Annotated in this window: 16 protein-coding genes; 13 read left to right on the forward strand and 3 right to left on the reverse strand. The window is 71.6% G+C overall.

Going from position 1 to position 13,324, the window contains the following annotated elements; translation table 11 throughout:
- The first annotated feature begins 96 nt into the window (after positions 1 to 96).
- Genes WEB03_RS14280 through WEB03_RS14295 form a run of 4 tightly spaced genes read left to right on the forward strand, consistent with a single transcriptional unit; the run spans position 97 to position 3,013 of the window.
- The gene (locus WEB03_RS14280) at positions 97 to 684 is read left to right on the forward strand and encodes a helix-turn-helix domain-containing protein (protein WP_368071588.1); all 588 of its coding nucleotides are present in this window, start codon (positions 97 to 99) and stop codon (positions 682 to 684) included.
- A 46-nt stretch (positions 685 to 730) separates the two neighbouring features.
- Positions 731 to 1,717, forward strand: a complete 987-nt coding sequence (locus WEB03_RS14285) for an ATP-binding cassette domain-containing protein (RefSeq protein WP_368071589.1) — start codon at positions 731 to 733, stop codon at positions 1,715 to 1,717.
- Positions 1,714 to 2,553 carry an ABC transporter permease gene (locus WEB03_RS14290; RefSeq protein ID WP_368071590.1) on the forward strand — a complete coding sequence of 280 codons (840 nt, stop codon included), beginning with the start codon at positions 1,714 to 1,716 and terminating at the stop codon, positions 2,551 to 2,553. Before WEB03_RS14285 ends, WEB03_RS14290 begins: the two co-directional genes overlap by 4 nt.
- A gap of 1 nt (position 2,554) precedes the next feature.
- Positions 2,555 to 3,013, forward strand: a complete 459-nt coding sequence (locus WEB03_RS14295) for a DUF5658 family protein (RefSeq protein WP_368071591.1) — start codon at positions 2,555 to 2,557, stop codon at positions 3,011 to 3,013.
- A 56-nt stretch (positions 3,014 to 3,069) separates the two neighbouring features.
- Here WEB03_RS14295 and WEB03_RS14300 read toward each other — a convergent pair whose 3' ends face one another.
- Entirely contained in the window at positions 3,070 to 3,450 is a 381-nt protein-coding gene (locus tag WEB03_RS14300) for a plastocyanin/azurin family copper-binding protein (protein WP_368071592.1), read from the reverse strand.
- A 180-nt stretch (positions 3,451 to 3,630) separates the two neighbouring features.
- On the opposite strand from WEB03_RS14300, the gene WEB03_RS14305 reads away from it, so the two are divergent.
- Genes WEB03_RS14305 through WEB03_RS14325 form a run of 5 tightly spaced genes read left to right on the forward strand, consistent with a single transcriptional unit; the run spans position 3,631 to position 8,263 of the window.
- Positions 3,631 to 3,804 (forward strand): hypothetical protein, encoded by a 174-nt coding sequence (locus tag WEB03_RS14305; protein WP_368071593.1) that lies wholly within the window; start codon positions 3,631 to 3,633, stop codon positions 3,802 to 3,804.
- A gap of 9 nt (positions 3,805 to 3,813) precedes the next feature.
- A complete protein-coding gene (locus WEB03_RS14310) occupies positions 3,814 to 4,389 on the forward strand; it encodes a cytochrome C oxidase subunit II (protein WP_368071594.1) in 576 nt (191 codons plus the stop codon).
- 16 nt (positions 4,390 to 4,405) lie between these two features.
- On the forward strand, positions 4,406 to 6,193 hold the full coding sequence (locus WEB03_RS14315) for a cbb3-type cytochrome c oxidase subunit I (RefSeq protein ID WP_368071595.1): 1,788 nt from the start codon (positions 4,406 to 4,408) through the stop codon (positions 6,191 to 6,193).
- Between the two features lies 1 nt (position 6,194).
- Positions 6,195 to 7,100 carry a heme o synthase gene (locus tag WEB03_RS14320; RefSeq protein WP_368071596.1) on the forward strand — a complete coding sequence of 302 codons (906 nt, stop codon included), beginning with the start codon at positions 6,195 to 6,197 and terminating at the stop codon, positions 7,098 to 7,100.
- Positions 7,097 to 8,263: a hypothetical protein gene (locus WEB03_RS14325; RefSeq protein WP_368071597.1), complete on the forward strand. Its 1,167-nt coding sequence runs from the start codon at positions 7,097 to 7,099 to the stop codon at positions 8,261 to 8,263. The genes WEB03_RS14320 and WEB03_RS14325 overlap by 4 nt, the downstream gene beginning before the upstream one ends.
- Before the next feature lie 23 nt (positions 8,264 to 8,286).
- On the opposite strand, the gene WEB03_RS14330 is transcribed toward WEB03_RS14325, so the two are convergent.
- Entirely contained in the window at positions 8,287 to 8,970 is a 684-nt protein-coding gene (locus WEB03_RS14330; RefSeq protein ID WP_368071598.1) for a helix-turn-helix transcriptional regulator, read from the reverse strand.
- A 103-nt stretch (positions 8,971 to 9,073) separates the two neighbouring features.
- Here WEB03_RS14330 and WEB03_RS14335 point away from each other — a divergent pair, with 103 nt between their 5' ends.
- The 4 genes from WEB03_RS14335 (at position 9,074) to WEB03_RS14350 (ending at position 12,007) form a co-directional block, all read left to right on the forward strand.
- Positions 9,074 to 10,411, forward strand: coding sequence for a hypothetical protein (locus WEB03_RS14335; protein ID WP_368071599.1), 1,338 nt, complete (start codon positions 9,074 to 9,076; stop codon positions 10,409 to 10,411).
- On the forward strand, positions 10,408 to 11,001 hold the full coding sequence (locus tag WEB03_RS14340; RefSeq protein WP_368071600.1) for a TlpA family protein disulfide reductase: 594 nt from the start codon (positions 10,408 to 10,410) through the stop codon (positions 10,999 to 11,001). Before WEB03_RS14335 ends, WEB03_RS14340 begins: the two co-directional genes overlap by 4 nt.
- A gap of 62 nt (positions 11,002 to 11,063) precedes the next feature.
- A complete protein-coding gene (locus WEB03_RS14345) occupies positions 11,064 to 11,441 on the forward strand; it encodes a hypothetical protein (protein ID WP_368071601.1) in 378 nt (125 codons plus the stop codon).
- Positions 11,438 to 12,007 carry an AAA family ATPase gene (locus tag WEB03_RS14350; RefSeq protein ID WP_368071602.1) on the forward strand — a complete coding sequence of 190 codons (570 nt, stop codon included), beginning with the start codon at positions 11,438 to 11,440 and terminating at the stop codon, positions 12,005 to 12,007. Before WEB03_RS14345 ends, WEB03_RS14350 begins: the two co-directional genes overlap by 4 nt.
- Positions 12,008 to 12,083: 76 nt before the next feature.
- Here the strand turns inward: WEB03_RS14350 and WEB03_RS14355 are convergent, their stop codons facing one another.
- Positions 12,084 to 13,286 carry an ATP-binding protein gene (locus WEB03_RS14355; RefSeq protein WP_368071603.1) on the reverse strand — a complete coding sequence of 401 codons (1,203 nt, stop codon included), beginning with the start codon at positions 13,284 to 13,286 and terminating at the stop codon, positions 12,084 to 12,086.
- Positions 13,287 to 13,324: the final 38 nt, after the last annotated feature.

Genomic DNA, 13,324 nt, shown 5'->3' on the forward strand with positions numbered 1-13,324 from the left:
GACGACCCGTCACGTCCTGTCGAGCGGACGTAACGGTCGGTACGCTGGACGCACGGAGCGCCGAGCCGGACCAGGGAGGTGCGACACGTGGGACCGATGAGCGACCCCGGGACCCCGTCGGCTGATGCCGATGGGACCGCGGCGCTCCGCGCTCAGGTCGCCACCAGCGTGCGGGAGCACCGCCAGCAGGACGGGCGCAGCCTGGCCGAGCTCGCCACGGCAGCCGGGATCGGGAAATCGACCCTGCACGCCATCGAGACCGGTGACGCCAACCCCTCGATCGAGACCATCTGGGCCCTCGCCAGGGCCCTCGACGTCCCCTTCGGGGAGCTGCTCGATCCGCCGGGTCCTGCGGTCCGGGTCGTGCGAGCGGGGGAGGGGCCCCGTGTGGAATCGGAGGGCGCCGGGATGGTCGCCCACCTCGTGGCGACCACCGCCCGCGGATCGCGCACCGAACTGTACGTCCTCGACCTCGCGGCCGGGCCCTCCCGGGCGGCCGAGGGGCACTCCAGCGGTACCGTCGAGCACGTCCTGGTCGTCGCCGGCCGGCTGCGCGTCGGACCCGCCGACGATCCGGTCGAGCTCGGAGCGGGGGACCTCGCCACCTTCCCGGGCGACGTCACCCACCGCTACGACGCGCTCGAGGACGACACCCGCGTGCTCCTGCTGCTCGAGTACCCCTGACCGGCGGACACCGCCGACCGCGCCCGTCCCGCCCGTGAGGTCCACCGTGCCCGCCGTTGTCACCGAGTCGCTCACCCGCAGCTTCGGGGACACCGTCGCGCTCGCGGGGGTCGACCTCGAGGTCGCCGAGGGTGAGGTGCTCGGCCTGCTCGGCCCCAACGGAGCCGGCAAGACCACCCTCGTCCGGATCCTGGCCACGCTCCTGCCACCCACCGACGGCCGGGCGACGGTCCTCGGCCACGACGTGGCCAGCGACCCGGCCAGCGTCCGCCGCGAGATCGGCCTCACCGGGCAGGACGCCGCGATCGACGGGCTGCTCACCGGGCGCGAGAACCTGCGCATGTTCGGCGAGCTGTTCCACCTCAGCACCCGCGACGCCCGGCGTCGCGCGGACGAGCTGCTCGAACGCTTCGATCTGCTCGACGCTGCCGACCGCCGTGCCGGGGGCTACAGCGGCGGGATGCGCCGCCGGCTCGACCTCGCCTCGTCCCTGCTCGTACGGCCTCGGCTGCTCTTCCTCGACGAGCCGACGACCGGTCTCGACCCCCGCAGCCGCAACGACATCTGGCAGGTCACCCGCGAGCTCGTCGCGGAGGGCACGACCTTGCTGCTCACGACCCAGTACCTCGAGGAGGCCGACCAGCTCGCCGATCGGATCGCCGTCATCGATCACGGGCGGATCATCGCCGAGGGGACCGGCGACCAGCTCAAGGACGACATCGGTGGCCAGGTCGTCGAGGTGCGGCTCGAAGACCCGGGGCAGACCGGCGCGGCGCTCGATGCCGTCGCCGGCTCCGAGGTGCTCGGCAGCGACCGGGTCCGAGTCCACGTCGGTGACGCCGACCCCCTCGTCGTCCTCGCCGACGTCGCGCAGCGCCTCGTCGAGGCGGGCGTGGCGGTCCGGGAGGCCGCACTGGCGCGTCCGACCCTCGACGATGTCTTCCTCGAGCTGACCGGTCGCCCAGCCCCGGGGAGCGGACCCGACGGTGCAACGGGCGGAGCTGAGACGGCCGAGACGGAGGACGCTGCGTGACCGCCTCGATGCTGCCGGACGCCCGCGACCCGTCGCTCGACGCGACCGCTCGACCCGAGCACCCCGAGCTGTGGTGGGCGCTGCGCGACACCTGGACGGTGACCAAGCGCAACCTGCGCCACTTCCTGCGCCAACCGCGGCTGCTGGTGTTCTCGACGGTGCAGCCGGTCATGTTCGTGGTGCTCTTCGCCTACGTCTTCGGCGGTGTGGCCACGACCGCCCTCCCCGAGGGGCTCAGCTACATCGACTTCCTCGTGCCCGGCATCTTCGTCCAGTCCGCCGCGTTCCGGACCACCCAGACCGCGGTCGGGCTCGCCGAGGACCTCGAACGGGGCGTGATCGACCGCTTCCGATCCCTGCCGATGGCACGCGTCGCGGTCCTCGCGGGCCGCACCGGCGCCGACCTCGCGCGGAACGTCGCCGTGCTGCTGCTGATGATCGCCGTCGGCTACGCCATCGGTTTCCGCTTCAGCGAGGGACCGCTCGCCGCGCTCGGCGCCATCGCCGTGGTCGCGCTGTTCGGCTTCGCCCTGAGCTGGGTGTTCGTGCTGGTCGCCCTGCACGCCCCCGGCGCCGAGACGGCGCAATCGGCGGGGTTCGTGACCATCTTCCCGCTGGTGTTCGCATCGTCGGTCTTCGTGCCCATCGAGACGATGCCGACGTGGCTGCAGGCGTTCGCGGCCCGGAGCCCCGTCACCGCCGCCGCCGACGCCGCCCGCGGTCTGTCGGTCGGGGGACCGGTCGCGGAGCCGCTGGCCCTCGTGCTCGTCTGGTGCATCGGGATGATGCTCGTCACCGTGCCGCTGTCGAGCCGCCGCTACCAGCGCATGACCTGACGTGTCCCTCCTCGACCGGTGGGCGCGACGGTGGGACGCGCGCATCCTCGCGGGACGTGACCGGCTCCAGCGTGGCTCGCCCGGTGCCTACCGGGTGCTCCTGGCGGTCGCCACGGCGAGCTACCTGGTGACCGATGCGCTCGTGCCACGGCGACGGGTCCGCGCGCTGACGACCACGATGGTGGCGATGACGCTGTTCGACTCGATCGCGACCTACGTGTGGGTCACACGGTCGGTCGCGATCGAGGGCAACCCGCTCGTCGACCGGGTGGTGGGGACCTTCGGCGAGGGCTGGGAACTGACCCTCCGCACCGTGTTCTCGGGCGCCTTGGTGGTCCTGCTGGGCGCGTTGGCACGCCGCTACTGGGAAGCCCGGTTCGGCCTCGCCGTGGCAGGGTTGATCCTGACGCTGGTCACCGTCGTCCACGGGGTCGTGCTCGTGGCGGTCCTGAGGTCCTGACGAGCGCGACCCGGCCCGCAGGTTCACGGGCCGGGTCGGCGGGAGAGCGGTCGCGTTCAGCTGACCGTGAGCGTGCCCTCCATGGCGCTGCGGTGGCCGGGGACCGAGCAGTAGTAGGTGTAGGTGCCCGCCTCGAGGTCGATCGAGCCGGTGGCGGTCTCACCCGCTTCGGTGTGGACGACGTTCTCGTCGCCGGCCTCCTCGATGACGAAGTCGTGCTCGACCGCGCCGACGTTGTTGAGCTCGAACTCGACGGTGCCGGCCGATGCCGAGACCTCCTCGGGGTCGAAGTAGAGGTCGCCGGCTTCGATCGAGAGCGTGCCGCCGGCCTCGGCGGCGCCGTCGGCCGCGTCATCGCCGCCGTCGTCAGCGCCACCACAGCCGGCGAGGGCCAGCGTGGCAGCGAGCAGGGTCAGGGTTGTACGGGTTGCGCGCATCGGGAGCGTCCTCGTCGAGAGATCTGGGACCCGCGGGTCGGGTCGGTGGGAGTTCTCACAGCATCGAGTGTAGGAACACGGGTGGTCAGGGGCGAAGGCCACGCGGCTTCGGGTCCATGTTCCCACCACCTTTGTGACGTTTGTCTAGGGTGTCGTCGGCGACCGGAGAGAGGACAGCGAGTGGAGGACGACGTGGCCGTGGACGAGGGCAGGGACGAACCGCTGCCGTGGCCCCAGCGGATGCTCGACAACCTGTGGTTGCTGCTCGCCATCAGCATCGTGGTCCCGGCGTTGATGTACCTCGCGTGGGGCCTGTGGGAGCTCATCGAGTTGCCCACGTGGGGCGGACGCTAGGAGCGCGACGTGAACGAGATCGACACCCGCCCCACGCACGATGAGCAGGGTCGCGAACTGAGCACCCTGTACCCGCCGCGCCGTCGGTGGCTGAACCGCCTCGGACCGGACGAACGCCGCTGGCTCATCCTGGCGGGGATCTGGTGCCTGATCCTGTTCACCGGGATGTACGTCTGGCTCGTGGTTGGCAACCAGCAGGCGCCGGTCGAGTCCTACCGGATCGACCCGATCGACTTCCAGCAGGAGGTCCAGGCCTTCGTCGCTGAGCACGAGGTCGAGGAACGCGACGGCGCCACCGTGGTCGCCCCACCGCCCGGCTCCGACGTCTACCTGCAGGCCAGCCAGTTCGCCTTCCGGCCGGTCCTCCAGCTCGAGCGGGGCGAGACCTACCGCCTGCTCGTGTCCTCGACCGACGTCCAGCACGGCCTGTCGCTCCAGCCGGTGAACCTCAACTTCCAGGTCCTGCCCGGCTACCTGTACGTGATCGAGATCACCCCGACCGAGGTAGGGGAGTTCCCGATCGTCTGTAACGAGTTCTGCGGGCTCGGTCACCACGTGATGACCGGTCTGATCGTCGTCGACTGACCCAGGAGCCGCACACGTGTCTGCGACCCTCGAGAAGACCGCACCACCGTCCCGCGTCTGCAACGTCACGGGCTTCACGATCGACCGCAACGGGCAACAGCTCGCGCTGGCCAACGCTGTCGCCGGTGTCGTGATGCTGTCCTTCGGTGGCGTGCTCGCGATCCTCATCGCCCTGCAGCGCCAGATCCTGCCGCTGAGCGACGACTGGTGGTACCGCCTGCTGGCCGCGCACGGCGCGACCATGCTGCTGTTCTGGCTGCTGCTGTTCGAGGTCGGCGCCCTGTACTGGGGCTCGACCATGCTGCTCAACTCCCGCATGCGCGCGCCGAAGGTCGCGTGGGCGAACTTCGCGATGATGCTCACCGGCATCGCGATGGCGCAGTGGGCGATGCTCACCGGTCGTGCGACGGTGATGTTCACCGCCTACCCGCCGCTGGAAGCCCACTCGGCCTACTACCTCGGGGTGCTGCTGTTCGCGGTCGGCGTGCTGGTCGCCATCGTGCTGTTCTTCGCCAACATCGTGATGGCCAAGCGGGACGGCACCTTCACCGGGTCGCTGCCCCTGGTCGTCTACGGCCTGGCGGCTGCGGCGATCATCGGCGTCTACTCGCTGCTGACCGGCGCGATCGCCTACGGGATGCTGTTCCTGCACTCGGTCGGCCTGCTCGAGACCGTCGACCCGGCCACCTACCGGCTGTTCTTCTGGGGCATCGGTCACGGCGCGCAGCAGGTCAACCTCGCCGCCATGGTCGCGGTCTGGTACGCGCTGATCGGCCTGACGCTCGGCGGCCGCCCGGTCAACGAGGGGCTCAGCCGGTTCGCGTTCCTGCTCTACATCGCGTTCATCCACCTCGGCGCCGTCCACCACCTGATGGTGGACCCGGGGACGGGCATGAACCACCGCATCATGAACACCAGCTACATGCTCTACCTGGCGATGTTCGCCAGCCTCATCCACGCGTTCTCGATCCCGGCCTCCATCGAGACGGCGCAGCGTGGCCGCGGCTACCGCAAGGGGCTGTTCCAGTGGCTGAAGAAGGGACCGTGGGGTGAACCCGGGTTCTCGTCGCTGGTCATGTCGGTGGTCTTCTTCGGCTTCATCGCCGGCGTCTCCGGCGTCCTGATGGGCTACATGCAGCTGAACATGATCATCCACAACACCCTCTTCACGGTCGGCCACTTCCACTCGACGGTCGTGTCCGGCACCACGATGGCCTTCATGGGCCTCAGCTACTACCTCGTGCCGCTCCTGAGCCAGCGACGCCTACGCAACGTGCGCGTGGCCAAGTGGCAGCCCTACGTCTTCTCCGGGGGCGTGCTGCTGTTGACGCTGGCGATGATGGTCGCCGGCCGCCTCGGGGCCCCGCGCCGGGTGGCCGACCTCAGCTACGAGAACGCGCAGGTCGGTGTGGACCAGTTCAGCACCGGACCGTTCCCGATGATGATGGGCCTGGTGTCCGTCGGCGCCGTGCTCGCCGTCATCGGCGGGGCCATGTTCGTCTGGGTCATGGTCGCCACGCTGCTCCGCGGCGAGAAGACCGACCGTCCCGACGCCGGCCTGGTCTACGCGTTCGGGACCCCCGAGCGCGAGCGGGTTGCTGCCGGCGTGCCCGCGGGGGAGCGCGCGAGCGCCGGAACCACGGCGGTCATGGAGCCGTCCGGCCGTCTGAAGGGGCTGGCCAAGCGCTGGCACGACTTCGAGGCGCCGGGCACCTACGCGATCGTGCTGTTCTTCCTGCTGTTCTTCGTCGTCATGTACGTGGTCTCGCACCTCGGTCTGGCCCGGCTCTGGCCGGTCGGCTGACGTGACGGCCATCACCGCCATCCGCACCCTCCCGGAGACCCGGGGGTGGCAGGTGGTGGCCGACCACGCGAGCCTCACCAAGCCGCGGGTGGTCGAGCTGCTCCTGGTCACGACCATCCCGGCGATGCTCGTCGCAGCGGGCGGGTGGCCCGGTCTCGGCCTGGTCCTGGCGACCCTGGTCGGGGGAGCGGCGGTGTCGGGATCGGCGCACGCCACGAACATGGTCTTCGACCGCGACATCGACGCGGCGATGGAGCGCACGGCCCACCGCCCGCTGCCCTCCGGACGCATCCAGCCAGCGGGTGCGCTCGTCTTCGCTGCGGTGCTGTTGGTCGGCGGCACCGCGCTGCTGCTGGTCGTCACCGGCTGGCTCGCGGCGGCGCTCACCGTGGCCGCGTGGCTGTGGTACGTGGGGATCTACACGGTCTGGCTGAAGCGTCGGAGCGTGCAGAACATCGTCATCGGTGGGGCCGCGGGCGCGGCACCGCCGCTGATCGGCTGGGCCGCGGTCACGGGCGAGCTCGCCGCCCCGGCCTGGGTGCTGTTCGCCCTCGTCACGCTCTGGACCCCGACCCACTTCTGGGCGCTCGCGGTCGGCACCGGTCAGGACTACGCCCGCGCGGACGTGCCGATGCTGCCGGTGGTGCGTGGACCCGCCGTCGCCGCCCGCCACGGTGCGGTCTACGCGGCCCTCACCGTCGCCACGGCGCTGCTGCTGCCGCTGCTCGGCATCGGTGGCTGGCCGCTGGCGATAGCGACCATCGTCCTCGGCGCCTGGTTCCTGGCCCGCGCGATCGCTCTCGTGCGTGATCCCACGCCGAAGCCGGCGTGGCGGCTCTTCCACGGCTCGAACGCCTTCCTCGGGGCGTTCTCGTTCCTGGTCGCCGCGTCCGCGTTCCTCGGGTGAGCCGCTCGGTCGTCCCGCTGCGGGCGGTGGCGACGCTGCTGATCGCCGTCTTCGGCCTGCTCCTTCTGTCCGCCACCGGTGCGGCGGCACACACCCGCACCCAGGAGACGACCAACCTCGACAGCCGGATCACCGACGATCCCCACCTGCCGGGCGTCAGCTGGACGGTCCACACCGGGGGCCTGCTCATCGAGGTCGTCAACACCGGCGACGAGGTGCTGGTGGTGGAGGGCTACGAGGGTGAGCCCTACCTACGCCTCGGCCCGGACGGGACCGAGCGCAACCGGCGGTCCCCGACCACCTACCTCAACGACGAGCGTCTCGAGCGCCGCCTGAGCTCGCGCCGGGACGTCGCGATGCCACGGAACGTCGATCCCGCCGCGGAGCCGGAGTGGATCGCCATCGACGACGAGCCACGGGCGCTGTGGCACGACCACCGCGTCCACTGGATGTCACCGGCGCCGCCGCGCTTCGTCGAGGCAGGCCCCATCGCGCGGGCCATGATGCGCGTCAACCTCGTGGGCGCCATCGGGCGGGCGGGCGACGACGCCGGCGTCTTCCAGACCTGGTCGATCCCTCTGGTCCACGGTGATCGCACCGCGGTCCTCGCGGGGGAGATGGCCTGGGACGATCCACCGAGTGCCTGGCCGTGGCTCGTCGCCGCGGCGCTCCTGGTGGCGCCCGGGGTGCTCGGTCTGCGCCGCCGCGATCCGGTCGACGTCCTCCGTCCCGCGGCGCTGGTCGTCCTCCTCGTCGCGACCTTCAACGGGATCCACCTGATCGACGACCTGGTGGCCTGGCCGAGCAACCCCCTCGACGAGCTGTCCGGGCTGCTCCACACGATGCTGTTCCTCGGCACCGGCTTCGGGGCAGCCCTGTGGGCGCTGCGGGTCGATCACGGGCGGGCGCTGGCGCTGGCGATCGCGTCGGGTGCGCTCCTCTACCACCAGGGGATCGTCCACCTCCCGATGCTGAACGCGTCCCACTTCCCGACGGTGTGGCCGCAAGCGGTCGTCCGGCTCGCGATCGCGCTCGGCGTCGCGCAGGCGATCGTCGTCGCGATCGTCATCCGGCGGGCGCGACACCGTGGCACCCGTCCGGCTGTGATCGACGACAGCGGGCCGGCGGATCGAGCTCGGATCGAGGCGGTCACGACCACCTGAACCCGATCACGACCCGCGGCCGGTCAGGTGATCCGGACCTCGCAGGTGGTCGGCGTGACGAACGGCATCAGGGACAGCTCGGTGGTGTGTCCGGCCGTCTCCAACGCACCGCGCAGGGCACCGAGGTGGAGGCGGCACACGACATCCGGGTGCTCCGCGGCGACCTCGAGGTACGGACACCGGCGCAGCGAGATGACACCCGGATCGTCCGGTGCTGCCGCGGGGGCGAACCCGAACCTCTCGAGGAGCGCCGTGGCGCGCGCGATGGTCGCCTCCCGCGTCGGGTGCTGGTCGGACCCTTCGCCACCGTCGTTCGCGACCTGCCGGCCCCACCGTTGACCGATCCGTTCGGCATCGGCAGCCGGGTCCCCGGCACCCCTCGCGAGACCTCCCGCGAGCACGGAGGCGAGGAGCTGGTAGCCGTCGTCGGGGACGTCAACGCCCGACGACTCGACGGCGCGGTAGACGATGCGCGGCCGGCCCCGGACCCCGCGGTGCTCGGGGGCCGATGCGACCAGCCCTGCCTCCTCGAGGAGGGCGAGGTGGGCCCGGACGGTGTTGACGTGCAACCCGAGCCGGGTGGCGAGCGCGTGCGCACCGCTGCCCGCCGGCTGCTCCCGCAACACGGCCAGGAGCGCGGTTCGAGACCGGTTCGCCAGGGCGCGGTGGCGTAGCCGGTCGGTCGGCCCCAGGCTGGTCGCGTGCATGATCGTCGACGCCTAACGTGGAGGGTTGCGTCCCGTTCGACGGTACCGGCGGTTCGGACCGCCGGCGTGGCGCAGCCGCGCGCGGAGCGCAGATGGGGGCCGGATGCCCGACGAGAAGCTCACCGGCCACCGCGCCGTGAGCCTCGGCGGCTCGCCCTTCGCGGCCACCGTCCCAGCCGTCGTCTCCGCCATCGGTTTCGGCCTGCTCGCGCTCGGCTGGCTGCTCGCCGCCCGGTGGCTGCCAGGGGGCAGGTGGGTCGTGGTCCACCTGTTCACCCTCGGCGTGCTGACGACCCTGATCGCCGCCTTCACGCGACACTTCGCCACGAGCTTCACCGGGCAGGGTGCGCCGACCGATGTCCGGCGGGCGATCGTCGCGGCCGTGGTGCTCGACGCGTCGGTGATCGCGTTGCTGGCCGGTCGACTGACGCACGGCCGGGCGCTGCTCGGGCTCGGGACCCTCGGCCTGCTCGGCGTGATCGGCACCAACCTCGCGGCGCTACGGCGTGCCCGACACGCGGCCCGTGCCCCGCGTTTCGTCTGGATCGTCCGTCGCTACGAGGACGCCCACCTGGCCTTCCTCGCGGGGGCGGTCGCGGGCACCACCGTCGGGATCGGCGCCGTCGAGGGGAGTTGGTTCGCTGGTGTCCGGGACGCCCACCTCCACCTCAACGTCCTCGGCTGGTCCGGGCTGACCGTGCTGGCGACCGTGGTGGTGTTCGGCCCGGCGCTCCTGCGGGCTCGGATGCGCCCCGGCGCCGACGGTCGGGCATCGACGGCGCTGCGAGCCGCCGCGGTCGCCCTCGCTGTCGTGGTGGTGGGGCTGGTGGTCGCTGGGGGAGCGGCCGGGGATGTCGCCCGGGTCGCCCGGGTCGCGACGGTGCTCGCGCTGATGGTCTACGGCTGGGCCGTGGTGGTGGTCGTCACCGCGCTGATCGGCGCCGCCGCCTCGTCGGACCGATCGCCGCTCCGTTGGCCGATCATCGCTGTGGGGGTGTGGTTCATCGCCGGTGTCGGCCTCGACGTCGTCGCGGTCGCGACCGTCCAGCGGCGCATGTTCGACATCGTCGGGGTCGTGCTGTTCGTCGGCGTGCTCGCCCAGCTCATCCTCGCGGTGCTGCTCCACCTCGCACCGCAGCTGCGCGGTCGCGACTTCGCCAGCCGCGACGTGATCCTGCACCGCACGGAGCGGTTCGCACGATCGCGCACCGTGCTGCTGAACCTCGGGGTGCTCGTCGTGGTGGCTGCCACGACCGTCGAGGTCCTCGGTGACCTCGTGACCGGGCCCTCGGTGCGGGTCGGGTGGGTCAGCATCGCGCTCGGCATCGCCGCACACCTCGCGCCGGCCACGTGGCCGCTCGGGCGCGTGGATCCGGATCAGGTCCGATCGGCATCGGCGGCGCGCTACCGCTCGGGTCCGGATCAGGAGGGACGCCCGTGAGACGCACGCTCGTGCGTCTGCTGGTCGTTGCGACCGTCAGCCTGGCTGTCGGCTGCGGTGACGGGGGAGGTGGCGGGACGACCGTCGTCGGTCCGGGTGCCGCCGATCCGACCCCCCAGGCATCCCGCGTCGCGGTCACCGACGGGCTGGACCTCGGTGCCGTCGAGGTCGCGGGCGATCCGCCGCCACGAGCACCCGTGCTCGACGCGGCCACCTGGCCGCAGGCGGCTGGCTGGTTGCGACGCGAGACCGACGCCCGGCCCGTCGTCGTGAACTTCTTCGCGAGCTTCTGCGAGCCGTGCAAGCGCGAGCTGCCGCTGCTGCTCGACACCGCGGACGCGGAGCCCGACGTGGCCTTCCTCGGCGTGCACACCTACGAGCAGCGCGCCCTCGGCGAGCGGATGGTGCGTGAGTACGGCATCACGATCCCGACGCTGCACGACCCGGACGCGGACGTGCTGGCCGAGGTCGGCGGTCGGGTGCTGCCGTACACCGTGGCGTTCGATACCGACGGGCGCCTCGTCGGCCGGGTGATCGGGGAGCTGACCGGCTCATCGCTCGATGAGCTGCTCGCAGAGGTCCGCCCCTGACCACTCTCCTCGCTGCGTGTCGCGAGATGGTACGATCGTAGCAGACTGCGACAGGAACCATCGTGGCGAAGGCACCTTCGACACCGACCCGCGTGGCGAGTGACATCGCCGCGACCGCGACCGCGGTCGCCTCAGCGGAGAACCGCTCCGTCGCCGAGCAGGTCAACCACTGGGCTCGTATCGGGATGCTGGTGGACCGCTCCGGTTCCGTCGGCAACCGTCGGCTCCTGGCTGTCGTCTCGGGGCAGGACCAGTTCTCCAGCCTCGGTCGTGATGAGCGGGTCGCCGCCCACGCCCTCGTGGATGCGCGGATCGCCGAACTGGCTGCAGCGCAGTCGTTCGGAGCCTCTGCGCGAGCCGATGGACAGACCACCGTGTCGGTCGATGACGAGGGCACCCTGACAGAGATCGCACCGGACGGCAGCCGACGGCCCCTGTGAGTCGTCTCGACCTCATCGCTGGACCCAACGGTGCCGGCAAGACCACGCTGTACCAGCGTGTGATTCGCCCAGCCCGGCCCGGCCTGCCGTTCGTCAACGCCGACCTCATCGCCCGTGACCGGTTCCCGGGGGACGAGCTGGCCAACGCCGACCGAGCTGCCAGGATCGCTGTACGAGCCCGCCGAGCGCTCATCGACGCTCGGCTCGACTTCTGCACCGAGACCGTGTCCTCCCACGCCTCCAAGGTGGAACTGGTCGCGGCGGCGAACGCGGCCGGCTACGACGTCGTCCTACACGTGGTGATGATCCCACTGCACCTGTCCGCTCACCGTGTGGCTTCGAGAGTCGCTGCCGGTGGACACGACGTCCCAGCCGACAAGCTCACGAGCCGCTACCAGCGCCTGTGGCTGTTCGTGGTCGACGCAGCACCCAGCTGCCACCGGGCGGTCTTCTGGAACAACGCGATCGACCAGGGACCGCTCGAGGTGGCGTCCTACCGGTACGGCACCGCGGACTACCCACCGCGGTGGCCACCGTGGACGCCCCATCCGCTGCGCGAGCTGTGACGGACGGCCCCGCTCTCGTCGCTAGCTTGTTCCCCCATAAGTGACATTACGTAAACTAACCTCCACTCCTCCCCGGTCAGGTGCCCTCGACGGCGCGCAGGTGCTCGGCCAGCCCGGGCAAGGTGAACGCGACGCGCCCGTGGCCGTCCGGGCGGAGCAGCCCGCGTTCGATCAACCGGGCACGGGCCCACGCCCACTCCTGTGCGGTGCCGCCGAGCTCGGCGGCGATGACCGCCGAGCGACGCTGGGTCCCGTCGAGCCGCGCGACGGCTTGCAGGTAGCGACGTTCGGTGTCGGGCACCTCGTCGAGCCGAGATGCGTGCAGCCGATCGAGCTCGCGGCGAGCCGCGGCGACGCCCTTCGCTGCGTCCGCCTCGGTGATGAGGTCGGCGTCCTCGCCCCGGAGCGCGGCGGCCGCCCAGGTCTCGTACCCGACGAGCTGCAACGCGAACGGGTAACCGGCGGCACCGGCGAGCGCCGCGGTGATGGCATCGCCGCTCCACGCGACCCCCTGGTCCTCGGCCGGCGTCCGCAGCGCCTCGGTGACCGCGGCGTCGTCGAGGAGGTCGAGCACGTGCTCGCGGACCCGCTCGGCGTAGGTCCCGGCGCCAGCGCGGAGGGCGGCGCGGCTGCTCGGCAGCCCCGCGACGACGCAGATGACCGGCAGCCGGGTCCCGAGGGTCGGGTCGACGTCGTGCTTGGCGAGCCGTTGGAGCGCACCGAACAGCGCCGAGACCTGCGCTGCGGGCATCGCCTGGACCTCGTCGACGGTCACGACGATCGCGGTACCGGACTCCAGCGCAGCCTGTCCGGCGGCGATGAGCGCGTCGCCGAGGTCAGCTGCGATGTCGCCCGAGTCGGCCACCCCAGGTCGTGGGGCCAGCTCGACCTCCACCGACAGGCCGGTGTGGGCCAGGGTCACCGACGCGATGGTCGCCAGCGCCGCGTTCACCGCCGCCCCGACCCGGGCGTCCCGTCGCGCGCCCCGCAGGTGGCGGGTCAGCTCCCGCAGCAGCACCGCGATCGTGTCGCCGCTCACCGATGCCTCGAGGTCGATCACCCAGCAGCCGTCGGCACGGGTGGCCGCGTGCAGTTCGCCGAGGACGGCCGTCTTGCCCATCCCACGGTCACCGGTGAGCAACCGAGGTCGCTCGTACGAGCCCCGGCGGGCACGCCGCAACGCCGTGGCCAGGTCGGCGAACTCCGGTTCGCGTCCGGTCAGCGCCGGTGGCACGATGCCGAAGCCCGGCACGTACGGGTTGTCGTCCGCGTGTGGCACCGCTCCCCTCCGTTCCTCGATCTGCTAGCGATGCTAAC

The organism is Nitriliruptor sp., from assembly GCF_040882075.1.
In the GTDB taxonomy this organism is placed as follows: Bacteria; Actinomycetota; Nitriliruptoria; order Nitriliruptorales; family Nitriliruptoraceae; genus Nitriliruptor.

Bases quoted from the DNA above. Each gene is read 5' to 3' on its own strand.
- WEB03_RS14330 (WP_368071598.1), bottom strand. From the start codon at position 8,970: ATGCACGCGACCAGCCTGGGGCCGACCGACCGGCTACGCCACCGCGCC.
- WEB03_RS14300 (WP_368071592.1), bottom strand. From the start codon at position 3,450: ATGCGCGCAACCCGTACAACCCTGACCCTGCTCGCTGCCACGCTGGCC.
- WEB03_RS14280 (WP_368071588.1), top strand. From the start codon at position 97: ATGAGCGACCCCGGGACCCCGTCGGCTGATGCCGATGGGACCGCGGCG.
- WEB03_RS14335 (WP_368071599.1), top strand. From the start codon at position 9,074: ATGCCCGACGAGAAGCTCACCGGCCACCGCGCCGTGAGCCTCGGCGGC.